23 protein-coding genes are annotated in these 23,888 nt (G+C 54.9%); 13 read left to right on the top strand and 10 right to left on the bottom strand.

Features of this window, described 5'->3' with window-relative positions:
• Positions 1-92: 92 nt before the first annotated feature.
• The 8 genes from RBB77_RS21365 to RBB77_RS21330 all read left to right on the top strand — a co-directional run bounded on the left by RBB77_RS21365 (position 93) and on the right by RBB77_RS21330 (position 11,789).
• A complete protein-coding gene (locus RBB77_RS21365) occupies positions 93-1,178 on the top strand; it encodes a tetratricopeptide repeat protein (RefSeq protein ID WP_353063723.1) in 1,086 nt (361 codons plus the stop codon).
• 310 nt (positions 1,179-1,488) lie between these two features.
• Entirely contained in the window at positions 1,489-3,009 is a 1,521-nt protein-coding gene (locus tag RBB77_RS21360) for a tetratricopeptide repeat protein (RefSeq protein WP_353063722.1), read from the top strand.
• A 180-nt stretch (positions 3,010-3,189) separates the two neighbouring features.
• On the top strand, positions 3,190-3,789 hold the full coding sequence (locus RBB77_RS21355; protein ID WP_353063721.1) for a redoxin domain-containing protein: 600 nt from the start codon (positions 3,190-3,192) through the stop codon (positions 3,787-3,789).
• Positions 3,786-5,996, top strand: coding sequence for a tetratricopeptide repeat protein (locus tag RBB77_RS21350; RefSeq protein WP_353063720.1), 2,211 nt, complete (start codon positions 3,786-3,788; stop codon positions 5,994-5,996). Before RBB77_RS21355 ends, RBB77_RS21350 begins: the two co-directional genes overlap by 4 nt.
• A 90-nt stretch (positions 5,997-6,086) precedes the next feature.
• Complete coding sequence (locus tag RBB77_RS21345; protein WP_353063719.1) at positions 6,087-7,865, top strand: tetratricopeptide repeat protein; 1,779 nt, start codon at positions 6,087-6,089, stop codon at positions 7,863-7,865.
• 187 nt (positions 7,866-8,052) lie between these two features.
• The gene (locus RBB77_RS21340; RefSeq protein ID WP_353063718.1) at positions 8,053-9,948 is read left to right on the top strand and encodes a CRTAC1 family protein; all 1,896 of its coding nucleotides are present in this window, start codon (positions 8,053-8,055) and stop codon (positions 9,946-9,948) included.
• A gap of 114 nt (positions 9,949-10,062) precedes the next feature.
• Positions 10,063-10,644: a YceI family protein gene (locus RBB77_RS21335; RefSeq protein ID WP_353063717.1), complete on the top strand. Its 582-nt coding sequence runs from the start codon at positions 10,063-10,065 to the stop codon at positions 10,642-10,644.
• Between the two features lie 365 nt (positions 10,645-11,009).
• Positions 11,010-11,789, top strand: coding sequence for a hypothetical protein (locus tag RBB77_RS21330; RefSeq protein WP_353063716.1), 780 nt, complete (start codon positions 11,010-11,012; stop codon positions 11,787-11,789).
• Between the two features lie 25 nt (positions 11,790-11,814).
• Here RBB77_RS21330 and RBB77_RS21325 read toward each other — a convergent pair whose 3' ends face one another.
• Positions 11,815-12,339, bottom strand: coding sequence for a hypothetical protein (locus tag RBB77_RS21325; RefSeq protein ID WP_353063715.1), 525 nt, complete (start codon positions 12,337-12,339; stop codon positions 11,815-11,817).
• A 154-nt stretch (positions 12,340-12,493) separates the two neighbouring features.
• Positions 12,494-12,754 carry a GlsB/YeaQ/YmgE family stress response membrane protein gene (locus RBB77_RS21320; protein WP_353063714.1) on the bottom strand — a complete coding sequence of 87 codons (261 nt, stop codon included), beginning with the start codon at positions 12,752-12,754 and terminating at the stop codon, positions 12,494-12,496.
• 270 nt (positions 12,755-13,024) lie between these two features.
• Here RBB77_RS21320 and RBB77_RS21315 point away from each other — a divergent pair, with 270 nt between their 5' ends.
• Together RBB77_RS21315 and RBB77_RS21310 are read left to right on the top strand one after the other, a co-directional pair.
• A complete protein-coding gene (locus RBB77_RS21315; protein WP_434557085.1) occupies positions 13,025-13,759 on the top strand; it encodes an MgtC/SapB family protein in 735 nt (244 codons plus the stop codon).
• Between the two features lie 27 nt (positions 13,760-13,786).
• Positions 13,787-14,047, top strand: coding sequence for a hypothetical protein (locus RBB77_RS21310; protein WP_353063713.1), 261 nt, complete (start codon positions 13,787-13,789; stop codon positions 14,045-14,047).
• A gap of 14 nt (positions 14,048-14,061) precedes the next feature.
• On the opposite strand, the gene RBB77_RS21305 is transcribed toward RBB77_RS21310, so the two are convergent.
• From RBB77_RS21305 to RBB77_RS21280, 6 genes are all read right to left on the bottom strand, one after another.
• On the bottom strand, positions 14,062-14,934 hold the full coding sequence (locus tag RBB77_RS21305) for a class II fructose-bisphosphate aldolase (protein WP_353063712.1): 873 nt from the start codon (positions 14,932-14,934) through the stop codon (positions 14,062-14,064).
• Positions 14,935-15,059: 125 nt separating this feature from the next.
• Positions 15,060-15,578 carry a DUF3617 domain-containing protein gene (locus tag RBB77_RS21300; protein WP_353063711.1) on the bottom strand — a complete coding sequence of 173 codons (519 nt, stop codon included), beginning with the start codon at positions 15,576-15,578 and terminating at the stop codon, positions 15,060-15,062.
• A 171-nt stretch (positions 15,579-15,749) separates the two neighbouring features.
• Positions 15,750-16,880: a YXWGXW repeat-containing protein gene (locus RBB77_RS21295; protein ID WP_353063710.1), complete on the bottom strand. Its 1,131-nt coding sequence runs from the start codon at positions 16,878-16,880 to the stop codon at positions 15,750-15,752.
• Positions 16,881-17,009: 129 nt separating this feature from the next.
• Positions 17,010-17,354, bottom strand: coding sequence for an STAS domain-containing protein (locus RBB77_RS21290; protein ID WP_353063709.1), 345 nt, complete (start codon positions 17,352-17,354; stop codon positions 17,010-17,012).
• A gap of 61 nt (positions 17,355-17,415) precedes the next feature.
• The gene (locus RBB77_RS21285) at positions 17,416-18,393 is read right to left on the bottom strand and encodes a carboxypeptidase-like regulatory domain-containing protein (RefSeq protein ID WP_353063708.1); all 978 of its coding nucleotides are present in this window, start codon (positions 18,391-18,393) and stop codon (positions 17,416-17,418) included.
• Positions 18,394-18,785: 392 nt separating this feature from the next.
• Entirely contained in the window at positions 18,786-19,712 is a 927-nt protein-coding gene (locus RBB77_RS21280) for a transporter (RefSeq protein ID WP_353063707.1), read from the bottom strand.
• Here RBB77_RS21280 and RBB77_RS21275 point away from each other — a divergent pair.
• The 3 genes from RBB77_RS21275 (at position 19,711) to RBB77_RS21265 (ending at position 21,414) form a co-directional block, all read left to right on the top strand.
• Entirely contained in the window at positions 19,711-19,872 is a 162-nt protein-coding gene (locus RBB77_RS21275; protein ID WP_353063706.1) for a hypothetical protein, read from the top strand. The two genes, RBB77_RS21280 and RBB77_RS21275, sit on opposite strands and share 2 nt — an antisense overlap.
• Before the next feature lie 311 nt (positions 19,873-20,183).
• A complete protein-coding gene (locus RBB77_RS21270; protein ID WP_353063705.1) occupies positions 20,184-20,588 on the top strand; it encodes a GlcG/HbpS family heme-binding protein in 405 nt (134 codons plus the stop codon).
• Between the two features lie 25 nt (positions 20,589-20,613).
• Positions 20,614-21,414 (top strand): SDR family oxidoreductase, encoded by an 801-nt coding sequence (locus RBB77_RS21265; protein ID WP_353063704.1) that lies wholly within the window; start codon positions 20,614-20,616, stop codon positions 21,412-21,414.
• A gap of 79 nt (positions 21,415-21,493) precedes the next feature.
• Here the strand turns inward: RBB77_RS21265 and RBB77_RS21260 are convergent, their stop codons facing one another.
• Positions 21,494-23,128, bottom strand: coding sequence for an FAD-dependent oxidoreductase (locus RBB77_RS21260; protein ID WP_353063703.1), 1,635 nt, complete (start codon positions 23,126-23,128; stop codon positions 21,494-21,496).
• Between the two features lie 412 nt (positions 23,129-23,540).
• Positions 23,541-23,750: a hypothetical protein gene (locus RBB77_RS21255; RefSeq protein WP_353063702.1), complete on the bottom strand. Its 210-nt coding sequence runs from the start codon at positions 23,748-23,750 to the stop codon at positions 23,541-23,543.
• Between the last annotated feature and the right edge of the window lie 138 nt (positions 23,751-23,888).

Below are 23,888 nucleotides of genomic sequence, written 5' to 3'. Positions count from 1 at the left end.
GTAGGCTGCTTACGAAGAGGGGGGAGCTACGGCTCCTCTCTTTTTATTTGAGTTACACTCGGTCCAGATCTTCTATGTGCAGTCCGTTCAAAGTGGCTTTACTTCGCTTTCTGTTCCTTCCGGCGGTGCTGTCCCTATCACTTGGATTTGCGCAGTCCTCGACATCAAATGCACCTACAACGCTGACGCCAGATGCAGCGGTCTCCGCGCCAGGAACTGCTTCTGCCGACGCTTCGTCGAATCTGACGCAGTTGCGAGCGATGATTGATCGGGGACGTTCTGACGATGCCCTGAAGCAATTGGACGCATTGGCTGTGAAACAGCCGGTGGCTGCAGGAGTGAATCGGCTGCGTGGTCTTGCGCTGTACTCAGAGAATGACTTTACTGATGCGGATGTTGCGTTCACGAGTGCTCTGAAACAGGACCCTCACGATCAAGAATCGGCGCAGCTACGTGGGCTGACGTTATTTCGAATGGGACGGCCGGCGGATGCGATTCCTTTGCTCGAGTCCGCTTCGAACTGGAACTTGCAGACGAAGATCGATCCAAACTATGTGCTCGCACTTTGTTATCTCGATACCAATCAATACGACAAGGCGCGCGGGGCGTTTGCGACGCAGTACGGATTTCCGGTTGATTCGGCGCCGGCGTATCTTCTCGCCGCTCGAATGCTGTTGCGTCGGGATTATCTGCCAGTGGCTCAGCAGTTCGCTACGAAGGCGCTGGAGTTGGACCCGCAGTTGCCGCTTGCTCACTCTCTGCTTGGTGAGGTCGCACTCGCGGGCGAACATCTGGACGTAGCTATTGCGGAGTTTGAGAAGGAACGGGTGCGCAATCCGCTGGACGGCAGTATCTATGACCGGCTGGGGGACGCTTATAGCCGCGCCGGCGACTATACGAAGGCGCAACAATCCTTACAACGTGCTTTGCTTCTGGAACCGAATTCGACGGGACCGTATATTCTGCTGGGAAAGGTTCTGCTGAAGCGGCAAGATCCTGCAAGCGCGTTGATGTATCTGGAACGGGCTGAAAAGATGGACTCGAGTAACTACATAACTCATAGTCTTCTGGGACAAGCGTACCGGTCGCTAGGCAGGGCAGACGACGCCAGCCGAGAAACCGAGATCTCCCATAAGATTCAGGCTGCGAGCGAACCCAAACTCGAAACGCTTCACTGAAATCGAGGGGGTTACTTGTCGCGGATGACGCTACGGTGAGTTTCATCGCAGGGTGAGTCTTCTTCGTGGAGCGGTCCGTCTTTTCAGAATGAGAATAGATCCCCGTGGACGGATGCGAGTTTGCCGGCGGCTGGGTACGATCTTTTTTCTAATTTTGTTGGCGATTTCTTATTGGGTGCCGAAGTCTCAAGTTTGCGCCTTTGGTCATACTCGCGAACAACAAGCCAATGTGGCTGAACTACGAGCAAATCCAGATGAAGTTTGTGCAAGTTGTCACAAGGAGGTCTACGAGAAGTACGAGCTTACCCCGATGGCGCGAGCTAGTGGGACGGCTATGGAGGGACTGTTGCAGGGGGGCTTCCTTCATGTCGCTTCGGGCATTCGTTATAAGGTTTTTTCGCGGGATGGTAGAGCTTGGATGTCGTATGACCGCGACGATGCTCCGGAGGCATCGAATGAGCGATCCGTTCTGGACGGTGAGAAAGAGTTGCACTACTTTATCGGCTCCGGACGCCGTGGCCGTACTTACCTTTATGAGGAAGAAGGGCAGTGGTTTGAGATTCCCATCAATTTTTATGGGAAGAAGCAGTTGTGGGACATGGCTCCAAACTATGGCGCAACGAAGACCATGCCTGCGGCGCTGCCTGTCGATTCCAACTGTCTCCATTGTCATGCTTCGGAGGTGCAGATGGCGTTACCTGAAGCTCGTAACCGATACGCGGGGTCCCCGTTCCTACAGGGAGGCGTTGGATGCGCAGCCTGCCATGGTGATGCTTCGAAGCACCTGCTGGCGCAGGGGAGGGGGCCGATTGTAAATCCGACTAAATTGGCTGTCGCGGCGAGGGATAGCGTTTGTCTCCAGTGCCATCTTGAAGGCAATGTAGCTGTTTATCGTGCGGGAAGATCGCTGGCAGAGTTCCGGGTAGGAGACGATCTTGCGGATTACGTCGTTTACTCCGTGAAGGCAAGCGCAAAGACGGGCGGCGGTCGTGCGAGTAGCCAGTATGAGGCTCTTCTACGTAGCGCGTGCAAGCTCGCCAGCGGCGATAAATTGACCTGCACTACCTGCCACGATCCTCACAGTTCGCCAAGTTCGGAAGAGCGAGTCAACTACTTTCGCGACAGGTGTCTAACGTGCCATACGGGCTCGAAAATGGCGACAGCACACCATCCTGAGCAAAAAGACTGTGCGGTCTGTCACATGCCCACGCATGAAGCTGCTGACATTTCTCATGAACAGGCGACGGACCACAATATTCAACGGCGACCGCACTCAGCTTCTCCAACCATACGGCTTTTGGACGCTGCAGAGGAGGACGATCTGTTGCCGGTTGGTAAGGTATCGGCTGGGGATAGAGAGATGGGATTGGCGTACGCACAGTTAGCGGAGAGCGGGAACCAAAAAGATGCGGAAAAGGCATTGCGTCTTCTCCTAAGAGCTGAAAAAAACGGTGCGAGTGACGTCGAGCTTCATACGAAGCTTGGATTTATCGAGCAGATGTCCGGGGATAAAAGCGATGCTCGTAAAGAGTATGCCGATTCGTTGAAGGAAGATCCGTATGATGCTACGGCGTTGGGAAACCTTGCGGTTCTGGATGCGGTATCGGGACACACTTCCGATGCGGTCGATCTGCTGCGGCGAGCGGTGGAGGCTGATCCGAGCCAGATAACGGCCGGGCTAAACCTGGCGTTCATCGAGTGTAGGGTGGGCAACAAAAAGAGAGCTCTAGAGATTCTTACTCGGCTGGCTCGATTTGACCCCGACGATCCTACGCTTCGACAGTTTCTGTCGTCGGGTATCTACGCAGGCGAACGATGTAGCGTTGGCTAGAGGAGTGTCCGACGAGACGGTAAAGAGAAGGATCGTTAAGGATGGTCTGAGTCCTACGCTCCATTTGCAGGTGCGCGAGATAGTTATTGACGTTTAGAGAGGCTAGATTTTTTGCTTCTGTAGATGCTTTGAGCAAAGTGCTTGCCTGGAGCAGCGGGAATACTGTCTACTCGGAGAACGATGCGGCGCCCTTTGTTTACGATCTGTGTGTTGGCTTCTGCGTTCCTCTATAGGGGGATCGGTCAGGCACAGAAAATGCAGGCGACCTATGGATACTACCTGAACGGAGAACCTGTCGGGAGCCTTGCTCCGTCCGGTGCTTCCGCCGTTGTTCTTTTTTTTGCTGCGTCCGACTGTCCGATCTCTAATCGCTACGTGCCAGAGATGCGACGCATTGAAGAGGAATTTGCGGCTCGGGGTGTGGTGCTCTGGTTTGTGTATCCAAATTTTGGAACGACTGCAGATGCTGTGAAGCAGCATGAAGCAGCTTATGGCGCTGAAAATCACGTGCTTCTTGATCCGGATCATCAACTCGTTACTCTTGCTCACGCGAAAGTCACGCCTGAGTCGGCGGTTCTTGTTCCGGATCGGCGCGGTGGGGGCACTTTTCGTGCAGTGTATGAGGGACGCGTTGATGATCGCTATCTTAGTCTTGGGCAGGAACGGTCTAAGGCGACTCAGCATGATCTGGAAAGGGCCATCTCCGACGTTCTCGAGGGTCGTGTGGTGGAGCAGCCAAACGGACCTGCGGTGGGCTGCGGAATCATAGGACGTCCATGACCTTCCCTGGCGCGAAACAGTCTTCGGCGGCACTCCTATGTGCGGGTATATTTCTTGCGCTTTGGGCAAAGCCGACCTCTGTCCGTGTTCAGGCTGCGACGACACCGATTACTTTTAGCCGGCAAGTTGCGCCCATCTTATATAAGCAATGCAGCAGCTGCCATCATCCTGGCGGCTCTGGCCCTTTCAGTCTGCTTTCCTATACCGATGCGAAGCGATGGGGAACACAGATTGTGACCGTTACTCAAAGCCGTTACATGCCTCCCTGGTTACCCGAACCAGGCTTCGGTAATTTTGCCGATAGCCGTCGACTCTCTGCAGAGGATATCGCTTTGCTCAAGGAGTGGGTGGAGGGTGGTATGCCTGAGGGAGATTCCCGAGAGGCGCCGAAAGCACCAGTCTTTTCGGAGGAATGGCAACTTGGGACTCCCGATCTCGTTTTGAAAGTGACTTCGCCCATGCAGGTTCCCGCGTCCGGAACGGATCTCTTTCGCAACTTTATTCTGCCTGTGCCCATCACGGAGACCAAGTATGTTCGAGCGATGGAGATCAAGCCTGGCGCCGCACAAGTGGTGCATCACGCGAATATGCTGATCGATCGCACTGCCTCGTTGCGTCGTCAACATCCGGACGACTGGAAGGAAGGAGTTCCTGGTATGGAGCTCACGGTCGATTCTGGCGACTCTTTCGATCCCGATAGTCACTTTCTCTTTTGGAAGCCGGACTCTCCGGCTCTTGTCGAGCCGAGCGGTATGCCCTGGCGGCTTGATCCAGGTAATGACCTGATTCTGAATATGCATCTTAAGCCCACTGGCAAGATAGAGACTTTGCAAGCCACGGTTGGTCTCTATTTTGCGGACAAGCCTGCTACGGCACATCCTATGCTTTTGCAGTTGGAGCACGACGGCGCTATTGATATCCCTGCTGGAGATGAGGCGTTTGTCATCGAAGATGAGCTCAAGCTTCCTGTCGACGTCGATGTACTGGGCGTCTATCCGCATGCCCATTATCTTGGAAAGAGACTGGAGGGTTACGCCATACTGCCCGATGGAGAAAAGAAATGGCTGGTCCTTATTCGAGATTGGGATATCGATCGGCAGTCAGTCTACCGTTTTAAATTGCCGGTATTTCTGCCGAAAAATACGGTCCTGCACATGCGCTATACCTACGATAATTCGAAGGGCAATGTTCGCAACCCAAACGATCCGCCTATACGGGTGAAGGGCGGGAACCGCTCTGTCGACGAGATGGGCCATCTGTGGCTTCAGGTTCTGCCGCGACCTCTGCCACATACCGAGGAAGATCCCAGGGTTCTTCTCGAGCAGGCATGGATGCAGAACAATCTGCGGAAAGACCCCAAGGATCATACTGCGCTTTACAATCTTGCTTCTGCAGACATGATCTCAGGCGATTATAGGCCTGCTGTCGACCTCTATCGCCGAATTCTAACTGTGACACCGACAGATGTCCGAAGTCTGATTGCCCTTGGAACGGCGCTCGACGGCACCGGAGACTGGCAGCAGGCACGGGGGGAGTACGACAGGGCGTTGACTATCGACCCTCAGAGTGCGGATGCACGCTTCGACCTCGCGCATCTTGAGGCCAAACACGAGAACTATGTGGCGGCTGAACAGGAATATCGTCGCTTGTTGGCGGAGAATCCAAATGATGCTGTTGCACACAATGAGCTGGGGGGGGTGCTCGTTACAGTTGCCCGGACTGCAGAGGCGCGGCAGGAGTTTGAAGCGGCGATCGCTATTGCGCCGAACTTCGATGCGCTGTATAACCTGGCCGGCATTGAAGCGGATAACAACGAGTTGCCCAGCGCGGCGGGGTTATTAGAGCGCGCTCTGAAGCTGCGGGACGATGCTGATGCGCATCAGTTACTAGGGAACATTTATGCTCAGTCCGGAAGGCTCGCGGACGCTCTGGATCAGTTCAAGGCGGTTCAGACTCTGCGGCCTAAAGAAGCGGTGCCGCATCGGCAGCTTGCCCAGCTCTATTCGCAGATGGGACAACTGCGCGACGCAATTAGTGAACAGAATGCTGCCATTAGAATGGAGCCAAAGAATGCAGATGATTGGAATAATCTAGGTGTATTGCACGCTCGCAATGGGGAAGCTGTGTTGGCCCGCAAAGACTTCGAGCACGCTCTGATGTTGGATCCTCAACATGCGGCGGCTCGGGCAAACCTGGCGCGTCTCTGATTGTTGCGCCGTTATTCTCCACCGCCGTTAGACCTAGTTAGGTAGCGATCTTCTTTCGTGAGAGACAGGATCTGAGTTCGCCGCAAATCAATGGATAAACTTCCGCAAAACGGGTTCTCTGCTTTGAAGGCGATATTGATTGGTTCGATCGCTCTTTCGACCTTTGGATCCTCGCAAGAACCTTCGGCTGCATTAAGAAAAGCAGATGCGGCGTATCGTGCGGGGCAGGCCGCTTTGGCTCAGAAAGATCTGAGCGCGGCGCAGGCTGACTTTGAGCAGGTGGTGCAGTTGGCTCCTCAAGCTGAGCAGGGACATAGCGCGCTTGGTGCAGTGCTGGTAAATCGCGGACATGTGAAGGAAGGTATTCGCGAACTTGAAAGAGCGCTCGCGATCAAGAGCACTGACAGCACCGCGCAGATGAACCTCGCGATGGCTTATGAACAGATTGGTGCGTCCGAGAAGGCAGTAGTTTTGTTCTCAAAACTGGAGGCGGACTCACGCTTACAGAAGTATGCACTTCCTTCTTATGTGCTGGAAGGGTACGCTCGCTCGCTTGCGGCGAATCGACAGCTCGGTTCGGCAATAGCGAAGATGAAAGCTGCGCTCGCGACAGATTCGCAGAATGCAGAGTTGCATGATGAGCTGGGATCGCTTTATGCGCAGGAGAAGGAATGGAGTCATGCACAAGAGGAGTTTGCGACCGCGATTCACTTGAATCCGGATTTAGCAGCCGCACATTTACATCTTGGTTTGGCGATGCGGGCCCGAGGAGAAGGGGACGCGATGCCGGAAATGATGGAAGCAGCACGAATAGCTCCACGGAATGCGACGATCGGGTTGGAGCTCGGTAAAACGCTTGTGGCGGATGGAAAGGACGAGCAGGCGATTCCGATCTTCGAACATGTGTTGCAGCTGGAGCCAGGGTCGATCCAGGCATCGTATCAACTCGCTCTCGCATTGCAACGATCGAACCAAGTGCAAGAAGCGATTGCATTATTGAAGGAAGTAGTAGCCGCCGAACCGAGCAACGCTGAAGCTATGACGAATCTTGGAATGGCGCTCAGTCAGGCACAACAGGCTAAAGATGCGGTCCCAGTGCTGCAACGCTCCATTGCTCTGGCCCCGGAGAGCGTGACGGCGCATCAGAATCTTGCAGCCGCTTATGTGCAGTTGAGTCAATTTGGCGACGCAGTGGCGGAACTGCATCAGGCACTCAAGCTGGCGCCAGATGCGCCTCAGCTGCATTATGACCTCGGCCTTGCGCTCAAGATGCAGGATGATGCGGCGGGCGCTATACCAGAGTTAGAGACGGCCCAGAGGCTTGACCCGTCGGCGGCCGAGGCTCCCTATCTCCTTGGCGTCCTGAACCTGCAGACGGGACGGTATGAGGATGCGGCGCGTGAGATGAATATTTCCCTGAAGCTTCGTCCTGAGAACGGAGATGGATGGGCGACGCTGGGGAGCGTATACGAGAAACTGAACAAGCTGCCTGAAGCTACTTCGGCGCTGTATGAGGCTATCCGTCAACTCCCTAATCAGCCTGACCCGCATCTGACGCTCGCAACAGTGTTGACGAAACAGAATCAGCCCGGCGAGGCAGCTGCAGAACGAAAGAAAGCTGCCGAGCTTATGCGGGGCAATATGAACCGTCAGCGTGCGGAGGTCGCTACCAATGCCGGGAACTCTGCGCTGCGCGGTGGCGATGTAGAAGGGTCCATCACGCAATTTCATGATGCATTGAGTTATGACCCGAACTATGTGGAGGCGCATCTCGGCCTTGCAGCAGCGCTGGAAAAGCAGGGCAAGACCGCGGAGGCAGCTGCGGAGCGCCACAAGGCTCAGGCTTTGAAGACAACCGGAACTCCCTAGTTTTGAGCGGAACATCCAATGCGAAGCAAGCGCCAGATGTAGCAGAAAGGCGCCCGTGTACAGTGTCTTTGAGGGTTCGCTATAATTCAGCGCACAGCTGACAGGGGACGACTTAGGCGCGCCTTTTTGCGAGTTGTCCGAAAACATCAACCTGCGATATACCTCCGGTGTTGGGGCTAGGGGAATTTTGAAAAGACAATTCACTGAGTTGAACCGTCGTAAATTTATCCGATCTCTCAGCCGCACCGCACTGGTGCTTCCGTTCGCGGATATTCTGGCGCTGGCTTGGCCGCTGCAGCAGCAGACTCCGCCACCTGCCAAGGGTATAGGCCCGCAGGAACGCAGCTACGATGCAAAGCCCGCACCTCCGCCGCCCGGACAGAAGTCTCCAATAGAGGACACGCCGCTGGGATTGAGTTTCCTTGATGTCGCGAAGGAAGCTGGCCTTACGACTAAGACCATCTATGGGGGGGAAGCAAAGAATAAGTATCTATTGGAGACTACTGGCTGCGGGCTGGCTTTTTATGACTACGACAATGACGGTTGGCTTGATCTGTTCCTCGTGAACGGATGGCGCCTGGAGGGTTTTCCTGTGGGACAGGAGCCCCGGTGCCATCTGTTCAAAAATAATCGAGATGGAACGTTCACAGACGTAACTGCCGGCTCCGGCCTGGAGCATAAGACGGGCTGGGGGCAAGCCTGCTGCGTTGGTGACTATAACAACGACGGTAATGATGATTTGTTTGTGACGTACTACGGGCAGAACGCCCTGTATCGCAATAACGGCAACGGAACCTTTTCCGACGTGACACAACAGGCGGGTCTTATTCAGCCTGGACCGAAGGTGCGCTGGAATACAGGATGTACGTTTGTCGACTACAACCGTGATGGACACCTCGATCTATTTGTTGCCAATTATGTCGATTTCGACTTGAAGACCGCACCCTTGCCGGAGGACGGTCCGTGTACTTATAAGGGAATGCTTGTGGCGTGCGGCCCTCCGGGTCTGCCTGGCGGCCGGAACATTCTTTATCACAACAATGGCGATGGAACCTTCAGTGATGTCAGCGAGAAGTCCGGAATGTGGACTGCCGTAGGAACCTATGGGCTTAGTGTTGCAGCGTCAGATCTGGACAATGATGGTTGGCCCGATATCTATGTCGCGAATGATTCTGCACCGGCCACGCTCTACCTGAACCAAAAGGACGGAACCTTTCGCGATATCGCGATCGAAGCCGGAGCGGCATTGTCGGCCGAGGCCAAACCGCAGGCAGGGATGGGCGTTTCGATTGGAGATTACAGCCATAGCGGCAACCTTGACATCGTGAAGACGAATTTTGCAGGTGACACGGATTCGCTTTACACGAACATGGGGGATGCGACGTTCGAAGACCATACCTATCCAAGTGGTCTGGGGGAAAATACACGACTCCTCGGGTGGGGAGTTGGCTTCTTTGACATGGATAATGATGGGTGGCTCGATATTCTGATGTCGAATGGCCATGTTTATCCTGAGGTGGACAAGTCGAAGGCCGATCTAAAGTACGCGGAACATAAGTATCTTTATCGGAATTTGCGCAACGGCCGTTTTCAAGATGTCACGAATAAAGGCGGCCCTGGGATTCTGGAGGATGTACCTGCACGCGGCTGTGCGTTTGGCGACTACGATAACGACGGGGATTTGGACATCGTGGTCAACTGCATAAATGCAGCGCCTCAGCTTTTGCGTTGCGACTCGACCCTGAATAGAAACTGGATCAAAATTAAACTGGTTGGAGTGAAGTCTAATCGTTCAGGGATAGGAAGCCGAGTGATTGTAACTGCCGTAACAACGCCTGATGCTGCTAAGCCTTCGAGACAGGTTGACGAGCTACGAAGCGGGGGAAGTTATTTCTCGCAAAACGATATGCGACTGCACTTCGGGCTGGACCAGGCGAAAAAAGTGGATTCGGTGGAGATAAGGTGGCTCAGTGGGCAGGTAGATGTACTGAAGGATCTTGAGGTCAACCAACTCTATGTCGTTCAGGAAGGTGGGAAGATCTTGAAAGCGGGCCCACTCAAAGCTGGAAAACGAAAAACTTAGTCGCCTTGATTCGCCTCTATAGCGCGAAATTTGACTTAGTATCGAAGGAATCGTAGCTCGTTTGGTTACCTCTTCTGTTGACACCGTAGCGGGGAACGTTCAAACTCAAGCTCCATGCGACTATCTATTCTCAGTCTTGCAGCAATCGTCTTGCTGCCGTTGCCAAGCCGGGCACAGGTTCCTGTCTTCAAAACGACTCCAGAGGGCAGTGCGATCAAATTTTATGTTAAGGCCTCAGTCGCTCTCGTCGGAAAATTCGACAAGTGGGATGCCAGTCTGACGTTTAGCTCTTCGGATGTAACGACAGCTGTTCTGGATATCAAGATTGCCGCAGCTACAGTGAACACTGGAAGCGGTGTAAAGGACGGCAAGCTGAAGAGTAAGGATTTTTTCAACGTCGAGCAGGATCCGACGATCGAATTCCGGTCAACGAAGGTCGTGCAGACTAGCCCGAACTCTTTTGACATCATGGGGAATTTCTCCATTCGGGGTGTCTCCCGACCTGAGACGTTGAAACTGACGGTTACGGGCAAGGGCACTGGCGCGGGCGTTATCAAAGGTGCAATGGCGTTCGATCGCAAGGATTATGGCATGACGAGCGGGATCCCGTTTGTGAAGATCGCCGACCGCGTTGAGGTCGATGTGGATCTGAAAGTACAGCAGGTTAGCGGGCCCCGGCTGGTCTACAAAGAATAAGCGTTTGTCGCTAATTTTCCGTGCATTGCTGTCGATGGCTAAAGCCGCAGGCAAATTCTTCCTCTGAATTCAGATGAAACCCAGGTTTAGCCAATACCGTTTGCCTCCCCAAACAGTGGGGCTGGCGAGACCGCGCCGCGAGAGGATCGATACTCATCTTCGAGACTTCGTCGCGCACAAACTCGTCACGTCTTTGCGGACCTTTTGTGACTTTTCGAATATGGTTTTGGGAACCATGGGAGTAGCAACGGTTTTTTGACGTTGCAGTGGCTATGTCAAACGTCGCCGAGGTGGATCTGGTACCCGAGGTTGAATGGTGAATCAATGGTGTCGAGGCTGTTTCGGTAGCCACGAACGGGGCGGAGATGTTTCACACTCGTTGCATCATCTTGGCGGGATTGGTCTGCGAAGCGGTATTACTGACCGTATTGCCGGGACACGCATCGCAACAGGACCAGCAGAAGGACAGCATGGCCGGAATGAACATGAGTAGTGGCGGCAAAGGCAACATGAACGATATGGCTGATATGAAAAATATGGGTCCGAGTATGGCTGCCATGGCCGGTCACATGACCATTACTCCGGTGCGGCCGAAGCAGCCGGGCGATGAGGCGAGGGCGAAAGAAATAGTGGCCGAAGCCAAGGCGACCATGGAGCGTTACAAAGACTATCGAAAGGCTCTAGCCGATGGATATGTGATCGCGAACCCGAAGCTCGAACAGCCGCAGTATCACTTCAATAAAGAGGCCAATGCTCGGGATGCTGACCTCCGCTTCGACCCAACCAAGCCAACCTCGCTGCTTTACCGTAGAACTCCTTATCAGCAGTACAAACTAGAGGGCGTGATGTATACGGCGCGGCCAAACGCAACCGAAGAGGACCTAAACAACCGCATTCCGCTCAGTGTCGCGCGCTGGCATGAGCATACTAACTTCTGCGAGGCTCCTGCAGACCGGGTGAAGGACTACCAATCCGCCCATCCGAAGTTCGGCATGTTCGGCTCCATCAACACGAAAGAGGCCTGTGAGGCGGAGGGTGGGATCTTTCACCCCTACATGTTTACCTGGATGATCCATGTCTTCCCCTATGAGAGCGACTTTAAGGATGTCTTCTCGATGAATGACGACATGCCTCATGTCCATTGACAATTTTCGGAAGCAGGAATGATTGCTATCTCGAGATCACAAAGGATTTCAGGTGGGTGCCATCGTAGTAGAACTGCTTTGCAGGGCCTACGAGTTTTTCGTAAACGAAGGACTCTCGGGAGATCGTGGTTTTGGTGCCGTATAGGTCCTGGTAGTGACCGGGCCGGAGTTTCCAGACGACGAAGGGGTCTGCGACCTGTGTGGGAGGGACGACGACTGCGGTGACGGGAAGATCTTTTTTGAAGAAAACGAGGGTGAGTTTCTCAATCGGGTTTTTCTGATCGTCCCGCTGGATCGTCGCCACTAGAAACGACGACTTTCCTTTGGGGTAGAAGTTTCCAGCAGTTACTCCCGGGCATTCGCCTGGATGATTGACCCTGAAGACTTGAGGATCGTTGCCTGAGAGATCCTGCGGTTGCACGATCGTCCAGTTGTCCTGCTCGACGGCCGACCTGACAGACTGGGGCAGATTACTCAGGCAGTCTTGTGCGCGGGAATATGTGGCGAGGCAGGTAAAGATCGCCAGGAACATGCCTTTATAGAAGCTCATGGGATTAGCTTCATACCGCGTACTGGGTTTGGGCGATACATCCTTTGGGGGAGAGGGAACGGTTTGGGCTCCAAGCGCAGGTGCCCACATCTCCGACATTGAGATGTGGGGGCGGTAGAATGCCAGGCGTCTTCGCCAGTCAGTGCGGCTGGAGTTAGAGGTTTCGAGCTTTGTTTCCGGTTACCAGGCGCAGGAGCAAGGTAAGAAGGACTGCTCCGATGATGGCTACGATGACGGTGTAGATGAGGCCACCGGAACCGGCAAAGCCAAGTTTCTGCATGATAAAGCCGCCAACGACGGCTCCAATGATGCCGATGACTATATCTCCGATTGCGCCGTAACCGCTGCCCTTCATGAGCTTGCCGGTGAGGAAGCCAGCGATGAGGCCTACGATGATCCACCAAATGATGAACATTCGCGTTTCTCCTTATTGTTTTGAATTGGGGCCCGTGTGGAGTTGCCTGACAGACAAGCGGAGTGGTGTCCGATCGTTACCCGCGGCTCACATCCGGGGTCTTAGGTGTCAGACCCGTTTCTTTTGCTGCGGGTTGTTTGTCTTCAACACTTTATGCTCAAACTCGACGGATGTCTCAAGAAAAAACTCAGGGATTGGACCACCGCAGATGGTTGCCTGGCGACCGTGGATGGGATGCCTCCCTTGAGTGTGTGACGTAGTATTGGCTGCGTGATAGCAAATCATTTTTCCTGGCACTCTGCGGTGGTGAGCTCCCTGGGGCAAACGACTTTTGGGCGGCTCCTGTCGGCGTTGACTCTTGGCGCTTGTGTGGGTGCTGAGCGACAGTGGAGACAGCGCGCGGCAGGATTGCGTACCAATACATTGGTCTGTTTTGGGGCGGCGGCTTTCGTAGATCTAGGAGTGACGATTGCGCCGGGAACGACGCAGGTGATCGCATACGTGGTATCTGGCGTAGGGTTTCTCGGCGCGGGCGCCATCATGAAAGACGGTGGGAATGTGCGCGGGTTGAACACAGCCGCGACACTGTGGTGCTCTGCGGCTGTGGGAGCGTATGCCGGTGCAGGAAAGGTGTTCGAAGCCGCGTTTGTAGCGGCTTTGTTGATTGCGATCAATTCGGTGCTGCGTCCGCTGTCGCGGTTTATCGATCGACGTTCTCTGGCGGTGGTGGAGACGCATTCGCTTTACCGATTGAGGCTTGTCTGCGATATGGAACATCAGGTGGAGGCGGAGTATGAGTTGACTCGCGCGATCGCTGAAACTTCCCTGGTGTTGCGAAAGACGCACGCTGAGAGGGTGGAAGATACGGACCACTCGATTATCCAGGTGATTTTGGAGTCGCCTACGCACGATGCCAATGTCTTGAATGCGTTGGCGGCGGAGATGCGGGCGTATCCGTGGACGGAGTCTGTGGAATGGACTGAGACTGGAGGCGAGGCGGAATAGACGTTGTGCTGTCGTCGACGGTTCGAAATGTGGTGTGTCGCACTATTTTTTCTGGCGGGAGATTCTGGTGTTTTTGCTGGGTGTTTTTCGAAAAAGGCGTGTTTGGATGTGGTTTTTTGGTGGCGAGAACGTGGTGGAATGCGTGGTAAACGTGGTGTTTTGGCAGTCACTTTTTCGGTGGTGAAAAATGCGCCAGATTTGGGGATTTATTTTTCGGGCTTCCAGTTTTGGAGCGAGACACTGCGTGAGCGTCGGGAGCGCTGGCGGGTTTCGCTGTTGCTCTATTGAACCTCTGCTGCTCGTTAGTGAGTCAGGTTATTGAACAGGCTCAAACGAGAGAGGACTACCTGTTTCACTGATTCGACTGCCGAGGGCAGGATTTTGTAGGGGACGACTTCGTCCGGGTTTTTGGCTAGGCCTTCTTCGAGGCCACGGCGCCATGCAACGCGGAGCTCGGTGTTGATGTGGATGATGTTGATGCCGGCGGCGATTGCCTTGCGGAAGTCTGCATCGTTGGTTGCCGATCCGCCGTGGAGGGTGATGAAGGTTTTGACGGCCTTTTTGATCTCGGCAATTCTTGGAATGTCGAGGTGCTTGGTTGTTTCGCCGTGGATCATGCTCTTGAGCATGCCGTGCATGTTGCCTACGGCAGGGGCGAGGATGTCGATTCCGGTGGCGTCGACGTATTGTTTTGCCTGTTCGGGAGAGGTGAGGCCGCGGGTCAGGTCGGGGGCTTTGTCGTGTATCTCGGAGCCGGTGCCGATGTCGCCGATCTCGCCTTCGATGAGGATGGCGGGGTTGATCGCTTTGAGGGTTTCGACGGCTTCTTTGGTTTGGCGGACATTTTCTTCGAACGGCAGAGCGGAGAGGTCGAAGACGATGGAGTCGAAGCCGGCTTTGGCTGCTTCGATGGCTTTCGCAAGCGAGTGGGTGTGATCTGCGTTGAGGAAGATCGGGAAGTCGGACTCCTCGCGGATGCTACGCACGAGAGCGCCGAGCTGACGCGTTCCTAAAAACTCGCGTTCGCCTTCTGAAGCTCCGACGATGACGGGAACGTTCAGTTTTTGCGCGGCAGCGAAGACCGCCTTCAACAGAACCAAGTCGGAGACGTTGAAGTGACCGACTGCTACTCCGTTTTTCTGAGCTTGCGCTAAGACATCTCTCAATAAGTGCATATGAATCTCCCCTCGGTGCTGATATCTGATGTACCGCCAACACGTGCAGAGTTTACATCCGGCTCTTCACAGAAGTGTGAAAGATAGACAATCGATATTGAGAGTCTGCGATCGCGCTGTTGGATTTATTTCTGGGGGATGGATTGGTTGGTAAGGGGTTTGACGTCGCCGCAGTTGGAGGAGAGAAACTTTGCGGTGAAGGTTTTGCTCATCTCCATGTTGATGGGATGGTCGTGGGAGGTGCCGACGACTGTGGAGTGGCTCGAGCCGGTGAAGTGTTCGGAGTCGGCGAGCTGGAAGTCGGAGTGAGACTTTGAGGTGGCGTTGGGGCTGGTGCAGGTGGTGTCGAAGGCGATGTGGTTGCCGGTCTGGACCTTGTTGGAGATGGTGCACTGGACGTTAGGCGCGGACTTGGTCATGGCGGCGAGATAACTGCTGATGGTGGTTCCGGCGGTGAAGCAGGCCTGGCTCACGATGGGTTCGTTGTCATTGTCATTGAGGCCGATCTTTGCGACGACCTGAGTATTCCAGAGTCCCGGTTTGATGGGGATGTCGGCGAGTTGGCCAGGCAAAGCTGAGACACCGATGAGGAAGAGGGATGCGGTGCAAAGGGTGAGGTGGCGGGAGGGTCTCCGAGGGTTCATTTGGATGCTCCTGGAGTGGATTGTTGCCGGTGCACGGGAGGAGTTTAGCACGTGGGTTGGCTGAGGGTTGGAGCGTAAGAGACGCATGCTACTGCACGAATGCTCACTCATGCGATGAAGCCGCATGAGTGAACACCGTGGGATGCAGTGCAGCTATTCACTTACATCTGGTTATCGTGGATGTTCCCCGCCGTGGTTCTCTGCGCCGTGGTTCTCTGGCTGGCGTTGTTGCAGCTGTTGCTGTTGCGCGGTGTGCCGCTGTTCCATTTGCTGAGTCTGCTGTTGGTGCTGTTGCTCCATCTGCTGTTTTCGCTCGTCGTTTGCAGCCTGCTGCGTAGCTCGCTGATGCTCAGCGTCTTGTCTTTGCTGAAGCTGCTGGTGCTCCTGGTTTTGTTTTGCGATCAGCTTGTCTTGCTGTTGCTGATACTTCTGATCGAGTTTGGGGTTTCCGGTGTTGGGCGACCCGGGCGACTGGTGCGGTTGCACCTCGCTTGCGTGGTTAAAGTTCGCCGGTTGAGATACTGCGTTTGGGCGAGTGTTTGGGTCGGGACGATTGTCTGAATGATAGGGTGCACCTGCTTCGTGAGCGGCGACTACGTCGTGGCCGCTAAACTCGCCGGGTCTCGCGGTTGCGGCGATTGGAGGCTTGCCCTGATTGGTTGAAGCGCGGAGCTGTGGGTTCGAACGCGCTGCCTGGAGGTGTTGCTCCTGAGCGGCGACGGGTGCGATGTGGCGTTCGCGCTCTGCGGCTTCTTCTTGTGAGGTGGCACGTGCTTCGATGCCGCCGTTGCCGCCGTTGTAGCTGACGCGGTTAATGACAGTGGTGTTGTGGACGATGGTGGTGTTGTAGGTGTTGTGAATGTTGGTGACGTTTATGTTGTTGACGGTGCGGTTATAGAAGAAGTGTCCACCGTCCCATCGGCCTCCCTCGTAGCCGTTGCCGAAGTAGCCGAAGCCGTAGCTGATTCCGCCGTAGAAGCCGACCTGCGAGCCCCAGTAGCCCTGATGGAAGAGGAATCCGCTGCCGCCCCAACCCCACCAGCCGGGGGTCCAAAGATAGCCGACCTCGGGAGCGAGAACCCAGGTGCCTGGGACCCAGTAGTAGTCGCCGTAGTCGGCGTCCCAGGCCCAGTAGCCGGGGGTCCAGATGTAGCCGTCGCCTGGGCAGAGGGGCTGCGTGTAGACGGGGAGTGCGGGTGGTCCGAAGGAGACGGAGATGCCGATCTGAGCGAAGGCAGTCGAGGAGATGACTGCTAACAGGAAGCCGAGTAAAAGATTTCGAATGGATGGTTTTGTGCGCATTGTGTTTGCTCCTGAGAGAAACTAGCGTTGCAGTTATGAACAAGGGAATTGAGGTTTAGTTGTCGTTATCTTTGACAAAAACGGTCGTCCCTCATGTGCCGTCAGGGTAGACCACGAGAGCCTCCCGTGTCACATTCTTATGTCGCGTTCTCCGACGATGGTGAAGGCCGGGAGCAAGTTGGTCATGATGAGCAGGTCTCGAACCTTTTTGCCGATGTGGCGCAGCTCGAGCTCGCAGCCCTTAGTGCGGGCAGAGACGTAGATACGGACGAGTGTGCCGAGTCCCATGCTGTCCATGTGGGTGAGGTCTGAGAGGTCGAGGATGAGGCGTGGGTGGGTGGGGAGGAGCTGTGAGACGGGCACGTAGAGGAGCTCGGTGAAACCAGCCAGCAGTTTGCCGCGACAGTGTACGACGGCCAGGGTGCCGCGATCTTCGATCTCGAGCGTGAAGGGTGGTGTGGCGGCGACAGACATGGGTGCTCCTTTGGGAAGCCCATTCTATCGTTCAAGGCAGATATGCGGTACGTCTGCCCGGTTAGTTTCCTTTGTCCGAGTTGGATGTGTGCTTGCGCAGGACGAACTCCTGTACCAAGGCGTTGGCGATTCGACCACCGGTGTTGATGAAAAAGGTGGAGAAGACCAGACCTGGTCCACGATTGCTATTCGGATAGTAGGTATTCGCGAGGGAAGACGCGATCAGATCGCCGCCCATGCTTGAAAAATTAACCTGCTGATGGCCGTTGTCTCCCCTGCAGATGAATGGGGCTGATATCGCGTGGAGCGCGCGAGATTTGCCCGTGCCGGTGCCCTGATAGAAGTAGCGCGGGTCCTGATGGAGAACCGACGGCAGAAGGCCACCGCCGATCATGATGTTAGAGAAGCTGTCAGCATAAGCGGCACCGAAGCGTTGGCCATATCCCTTCCAACCTTGCTGGTAGTCGGGAGTGTCGGCCGCCTGATTGAGTCCTGCAATGAAGAGGTCGCCGGCGATGCTGGCGATATCAGTGCCGGCTTTGAAGGCAAGTTCAAACTTCAGCTTCGAGGTGAGCGGGACGGGGTTCTTCTCGTAGGAGACGTAGAAGTTGGGAATGATGCCGAAGACGCGTTGCTTCTCTGCGTCCTTCGTCTGTTCGATGGCGAGCTGCTCCATTGTGACGGCCGTTACTGTGGTTTCGACGACTGCCGCTTTGAGTTTGATGTCAGTTAGTTCGAACTGCTGGCCGGGGCTGATTGTGACGGGAGGCGCGGTCCAATCGCCGAACCCATTCGCCTTTATGACAATCTTGTGAGGGATGGTCGGGTCGATGTTTTTAAGGACGAAGAATCCTGTCTCGTTCGCGGTGACGGTCTGAGAGTCGCTTGAAGATGGTTCATCGAGGGTGATTGTGGCGTCGGGGATCACGAGGCCGTCGACATCGGTCACGTCGCCGCTGATGCTTCCGCGCTGCGGTCCGTTCGCGACGGCCCGTTGGCCTAACGCGGTGATCGGAGCGACACCTAGAATGAGGGTCAAGAAAAGTCGGCGGAAGCGCATTCAGATTAGCCCTTGGCGACGGTCTACTAAAAAAGATGCGGCAGACTTGCTGAAAGGTTCAGGCATTCATCATTCTTTAGACGAAGGGAGGGTCGTGCGCGTTTGTTACTCAGCTTATGTTGAAGATCGCAGGTGCTTTATCGTGGCTAGCCGGCGAGAAGAAATCGGCACCGGGCCGGTCATTTCCGTGCGACATCGGGATGCGGTGTCGGGCGAGCAGAGCGCCGCAGACTTGTCAATTTTGACGATAACAGCTGAGGAGGAGCAGTGATAGCGTGGCGGAGCAAATTTAATGGAGCACCGCGTGGAGGAACCATGAGATTGGATAGCAAGATTCAGACGGCAAGCTTCGATGCCGGAAGCGCCCCCTGTTAGTTGGGCCTGCCGAGCCAGGAGTATTGCCACGCTATTGAGACGTTCTGATAGTTCCCGCCGAAGCGGATGTATGTGCCGTCGCTATAGTTGATCTTTATGGATTGGTGCTTGCCGAGCGGGACGGAGGCTGTACCTCCGATGCGGGAGCCGGTCTGTCTGGTCTGCAAATTCTTGATGCCGTTGAGGGTTGTGACACCGCCAAGCCAGAAGTTGCCATCGAGCGATATCCAATAGCGCGGCTTCAGGTCATAGCTTAAGTGGCCTTCCAAGGAACCGATCGGTGCTTCGGTTTGAGGCTGAGGTGTAGGTAAAGCGAAGGACGCGGAATTGGTGGTGTAGAACCACGCTCCACCGTAACCGTCGAGAACCCAGTGGTTCCAGCGTTTTGAATAGCCTAGCTCCGGTTTGAAGGCCCAGCGATTGATGCCCCAATTCACGAGCTTCGTCGGGTCATATTGCCCGGTCGGAGCAATGATCTTTACGCTTAGGCCGATCAATGTCTTTTGCTTCCATTTCGAGAACACCTGCGGCGTCATTGCGGGACCGCCCTTCAGGTTTACTGAAAATCGAAGGGACGTATCCAATAGACCGGAGCGATAGAGCGTTTGCTGTTCGCCGAGCACTTGTCCGGTGAAGTTTCCAACGGCGTACGGCAATGACGCCGTGAGATTGGCGGAACGTCCGAAAAAGTTCAAGGTATGGTAGAGGCTGAAGATCGGGACGTTGTAGGATCCGGTTGCGCCTGATATGGGCACTGTTCCGTTGAAGTCCACACCTCCATCAAAGAAGGCCCAGGTAAGGATGACTGCGTTGGTGTGGATGGGCGTGATGACGTAGGCTCGCGGCGACAGATCCTGGGCATGGATTGCCGCAGAAGATAGCGTGACCAGACTCGACAAGAGCAGGACGGAGCGACGTCGCATGGCATACCCGCTCCGCTACTATACCAACCTCTTACAGGCGTTCCGTTCGCTCCTGATACAAGCTGCCGAACACCACGACGGGCATGGATATGTTCTCGACCTTCTGGACAAAACTGAAGGCGAACGGTCCCCGCTCAAACAGCGTTATGTGGCGGAGTAAAAGTCATTCCGATTTCATCGAAATTTTGAAACGCCCAAAGGGTACTTGCCTTGCTGGCCATGTTAGTTTGGCCTGTCGAGCCAGGAGTATTTTCACGCTTTTGAGACGTTCTGATTGTTCTTATGGGATCGACCAGGGAAGACTTTGCGAAATGCATGGGGGAGGGAATCAACGCAGCCTGCTCAGGCATCTCTCTCGTAGCCGCATTGAAGTTCAAATCTTTGTGATGGAGCCTGATTGCGTGAACGGCGCGCTCGTGGAGCGTTGCGGCGGGGCCAAGGCGTCTAGTTGAACCCAAAGGAGCAGCGAGGATGCAGATTACGGCAGAGCAAGCGGAGCGGGTCTTGAAGGCTTCCATACTGAAGGCGAAAGAACTCGGGGTTTCAGTTTGCATTGCAATCCTTGATTCGGGAGGCCACTTGAAAGCATTTCATCGCATGGACGGAGCATGGCTTGGAGTGATCGATGTGGCGCTAATGAAAGCGAAGACATCTGCGCTTTTCGAAATGGAGACGCAAACCGTCGACAACTACAGCAAAGCAGGGGGAGATGCGCATGGACTTGAGCTTACCAATGGCCACCTCGTGACGTTTGCCGGCGGAATCCCCTTTAAGAATGTCGATGGGCACACGATCGGGAGCATCGGTGTGTCGGGGGGAACGTCGGCTCAAGATTATGCAGTCGCTCAAAGCGGTCAATCGGCGTTGAAAGGCTAACTACAAGAAAAGGGAGATCACTTATATGCAGGAGATATTGATCACGGGAGCAGGCTCCGGATTTGGTGAAGGAACCGCTCTGGGATTGGCGCAGAAAGGTCACAACGTAATAGCGGCTGTTCAGAGCTGGCCACAAGTGACTGCTCTGCGGGAAAAAAGCAGCTCGCTCGGCCTGAAAACACTGCGAGTCGAGAAGTTGGATCTGCTCGACAAGTATGATGTGGCGCACGCGCTCAAATTCAAGTTCGACATTCTGGTGAATAACGCGGGCATTGGTGAGGGAGGGCCTATGTCCGAGATTCCCGTTGATCTGGTGCGAGAGAATTTCGAAACGAATGTCTTCTCGGCCTTGGATTTTACCCAGCGCGTGGTGAGGAACTGGGTGGCCACGGGCGTTAAGGGAAAGGTGGTATTCACGTCCTCAGTTGTTGGACTTCTCACGGTCCCGCCGATTCCCGCATATGCCGCGAGCAAGCATGCTGTGCAATCTATCGCTGAAGCGATGTACGAGGAGTTGAAACCCTTTGGAATTCAGGTCCAAACCATCAATCCCGGACCCTACCTTACCGGTTTCAACGAGACTGTGGTTGAAGCCGGTCTTCGCTGGCTCAACGATGACGTGAACTTCATCAAGCGTGACGCCTTCAAGAAAGTGGTTGACGGGCTGCTTGGTAAACCAGAGGGAAGACTCGATCCAAAAGACATGATCGCAAAGATGATTGAAGTGATTCCTTCTCGCGAGGGGAAGTTTCTCAACATCTTTCCTCCTTCGTCGGAAGAATGGGTCAAGAGTTACCAGCAGCAACTCTACGATCGCACTATCTGACAGGCGATTATTGGCGACCGATGGCGAGCTAGCTTTCGTCATCGGTCGCTGTAACTCGCCAGCACTAGCGTCCGGTCCACTAAAGCTCTGCGAGAGCTCGATGCACCAGACTCACGGAAGTAGATCCTTCACCAACGGCCGAGGCCACGCGCTTGACGCTTCCAGCCCGGACGTCGCCCACTGCGAACACTCCTGGCAGGCTGCTCTCAAGCATGAAGGGTGAGCGCGAAATAGGCCACGTAGAATTCCGAGCAGGATCAATTGCCGCTGGCAGATCGCGCCCTGTGAGAATAAAGCCCTTCTCATCGAGAGCCACACTGCCCTGCAGCCAGTCAGTGTTCGGGGAGGCGCCGGTCATGATGAAGAGGTGACGCGTTGGGACCGAACGGACCTGTCCGGTCAGCTTGTCAATCCAACTCACTTTTTCGAGGATGTTCTCGCCTTCAAGACCGCATAGTTCGGAGTTGCAAAGCAACTCGATGGACGGATTCCCGGAGATGCGTTGAATGAGATACCGCGACATCGATTCAGCCAGGTCGCACGCTCGCACAAGCATGTACACCTTGCGTGCTGTCTGCGAGAGGTAGACCACGGCTTGACCGGCGGAGTTGCCGCCGCCCACCACAATGACCTCTTCGTGCTCACACAGTTGGGCCTCGATGTAGGTCGCGCCGTAGTGAACTCCGCGACCCGCGTAGCGGTCCAGGGGGACTGCGGCTGGCTTGTTGTAGCGGGCGCCAGTCGCAATGACAATGGTCCGTCCGAAGAAGACAGTTCCATCGTCCCTGACGAGTTCGTAGGGACGACGGTGGCATCGAAGTTCAACAATCGCACGTGCCAACGCCATCTTCGCCCCAAACTTCTGTGCCTGCTTGGTTGCGTTCGTAGCGAGATCCTGCCCGGAGACCCCGGTTGCAAATCCCAGATAATTTTCTATCTTTGAACTGGAGCCCGCCTGCCCCCCGGGCGCATGGCTTTCAATCAGAAGAGTATCCAATCCTTCCGAGGCTCCGTACACCGCCGCTGCCAGACCCGCCGGCCCAGCGCCCACGATGATGAGGTCGTGCAGCAGGCCGGTATGGATATTGTCGTTAAGTCCGAGGCAGTCGGCCAACTGTGACGTTGTCGGATTGCGCAAAACCATCGTCCCGTTGCCGATCACTATCGGGACCTCAGAGATAGCGATTGAAAAGCGGTCGAGAAGATCCCGGGCAGTATCGTCCGCATCCAGGTCGATAAAAGTATACGGATGACCATTTCGGGCTAGAAACTCCCGAATACGCAGCGTGTCTGAAGAGTGTCGTGAGCCAATGACACAGACATTGCCCAACTGCCGATTGATCAGCATAAGCCTGCGCAACATGAACGCGCGCAAAAGGGTCTCACTCAGACCAGCATCGCGCGCCACAAGAGCGCGAAGCTCATCAGGGCGAATCTCCAGGATCTCACCTGCTTCTATCACTCGGCCCTGCACTACGGTTCGCTGCCCTGCGATCGAGCCCGCCTCGCCGGTGAACATTCCTGCGCACATGTGCGCGACCAGTCGTTCGCCGTAAACAGTTGGCTGAACGATCTCCAGGTAGCCTGATAAGACAAGGAAGCACGGCCTGCCCACCTCTCCCGGCCGATACAGAATCTCGCCAAGCTCGGTTCGGCGCGTCCGTCCATACGGTCGCGCACGATCTATCTCGGCCTCCGTAAGGATCGGCCACATCTCCCTATCCGTGCTGAGCCCACTGAGCGATGGCGATGAGGACATGGCTATAGTCTGAACTCCGAATTACGCAAGTGATTAATGCTTTGATCGTGAGCAATTATTACTGTCGATGTACGAGAATTCGCGAGAGGAAACGGGAAACCCAAGAGAAGCTTTTTCATTTCGTCTGAAGGAGTGCTTGCAGAACTACAGTTTTGTTGTTGTCCTCATCTTCGCTTCACAACAGGGGACGGGCTCTTAGTCCGGAGCTGGGTAAGCACAGTCTAAGCCGGGTCGTTGGAGAACGGCAAATCAATTGACATCTTTAAAGTCCAATCGAAAATTTGATGATGTCTCTTGCCATAGATTTCTCCAGTGCTGACTGGACGACCCGGATACGCTTCGTCCTGGCGTCGTATGCGTGTTCGATTTATTGTGGGTGGCGTTGTTCGAGTAGAAGTTGAGTCAGCCCCTGAAGGCTCTGTTCGGAGGGGCCGGCATAGTGGCGGACCTTCGCAGGGTGCTCGGCTTCTTCGCAGATCAGATAGATGAGGTTCGAGAGAGCTTCGGCGTGATTTGCTGCCTTGCGGAGAAATGCGTCGTTGGTTGGCTGAGATGTGTTGGTGTCAGGGTCTCTCATTGTTGCCTATTTCCAGCCGCGGGATTAGCGTATGGCCAAAGCCTTGGGTTCTATTGATGCAGTCGATAACCCTTGAGATGTATAGACTTATATGTCTGTTGCGCGACATTCTGGAGACGAAGTAGACTTCTAGAACTT

The organism is Tunturibacter psychrotolerans (assembly GCF_040359615.1).
In the GTDB taxonomy this organism is placed as follows: Bacteria; Acidobacteriota; Terriglobia; order Terriglobales; family Acidobacteriaceae; genus Edaphobacter; species Edaphobacter psychrotolerans.
Note: the sequence above shows the minus strand (reverse complement) of the source record. Positions and strands in the feature narration are given on the sequence as shown.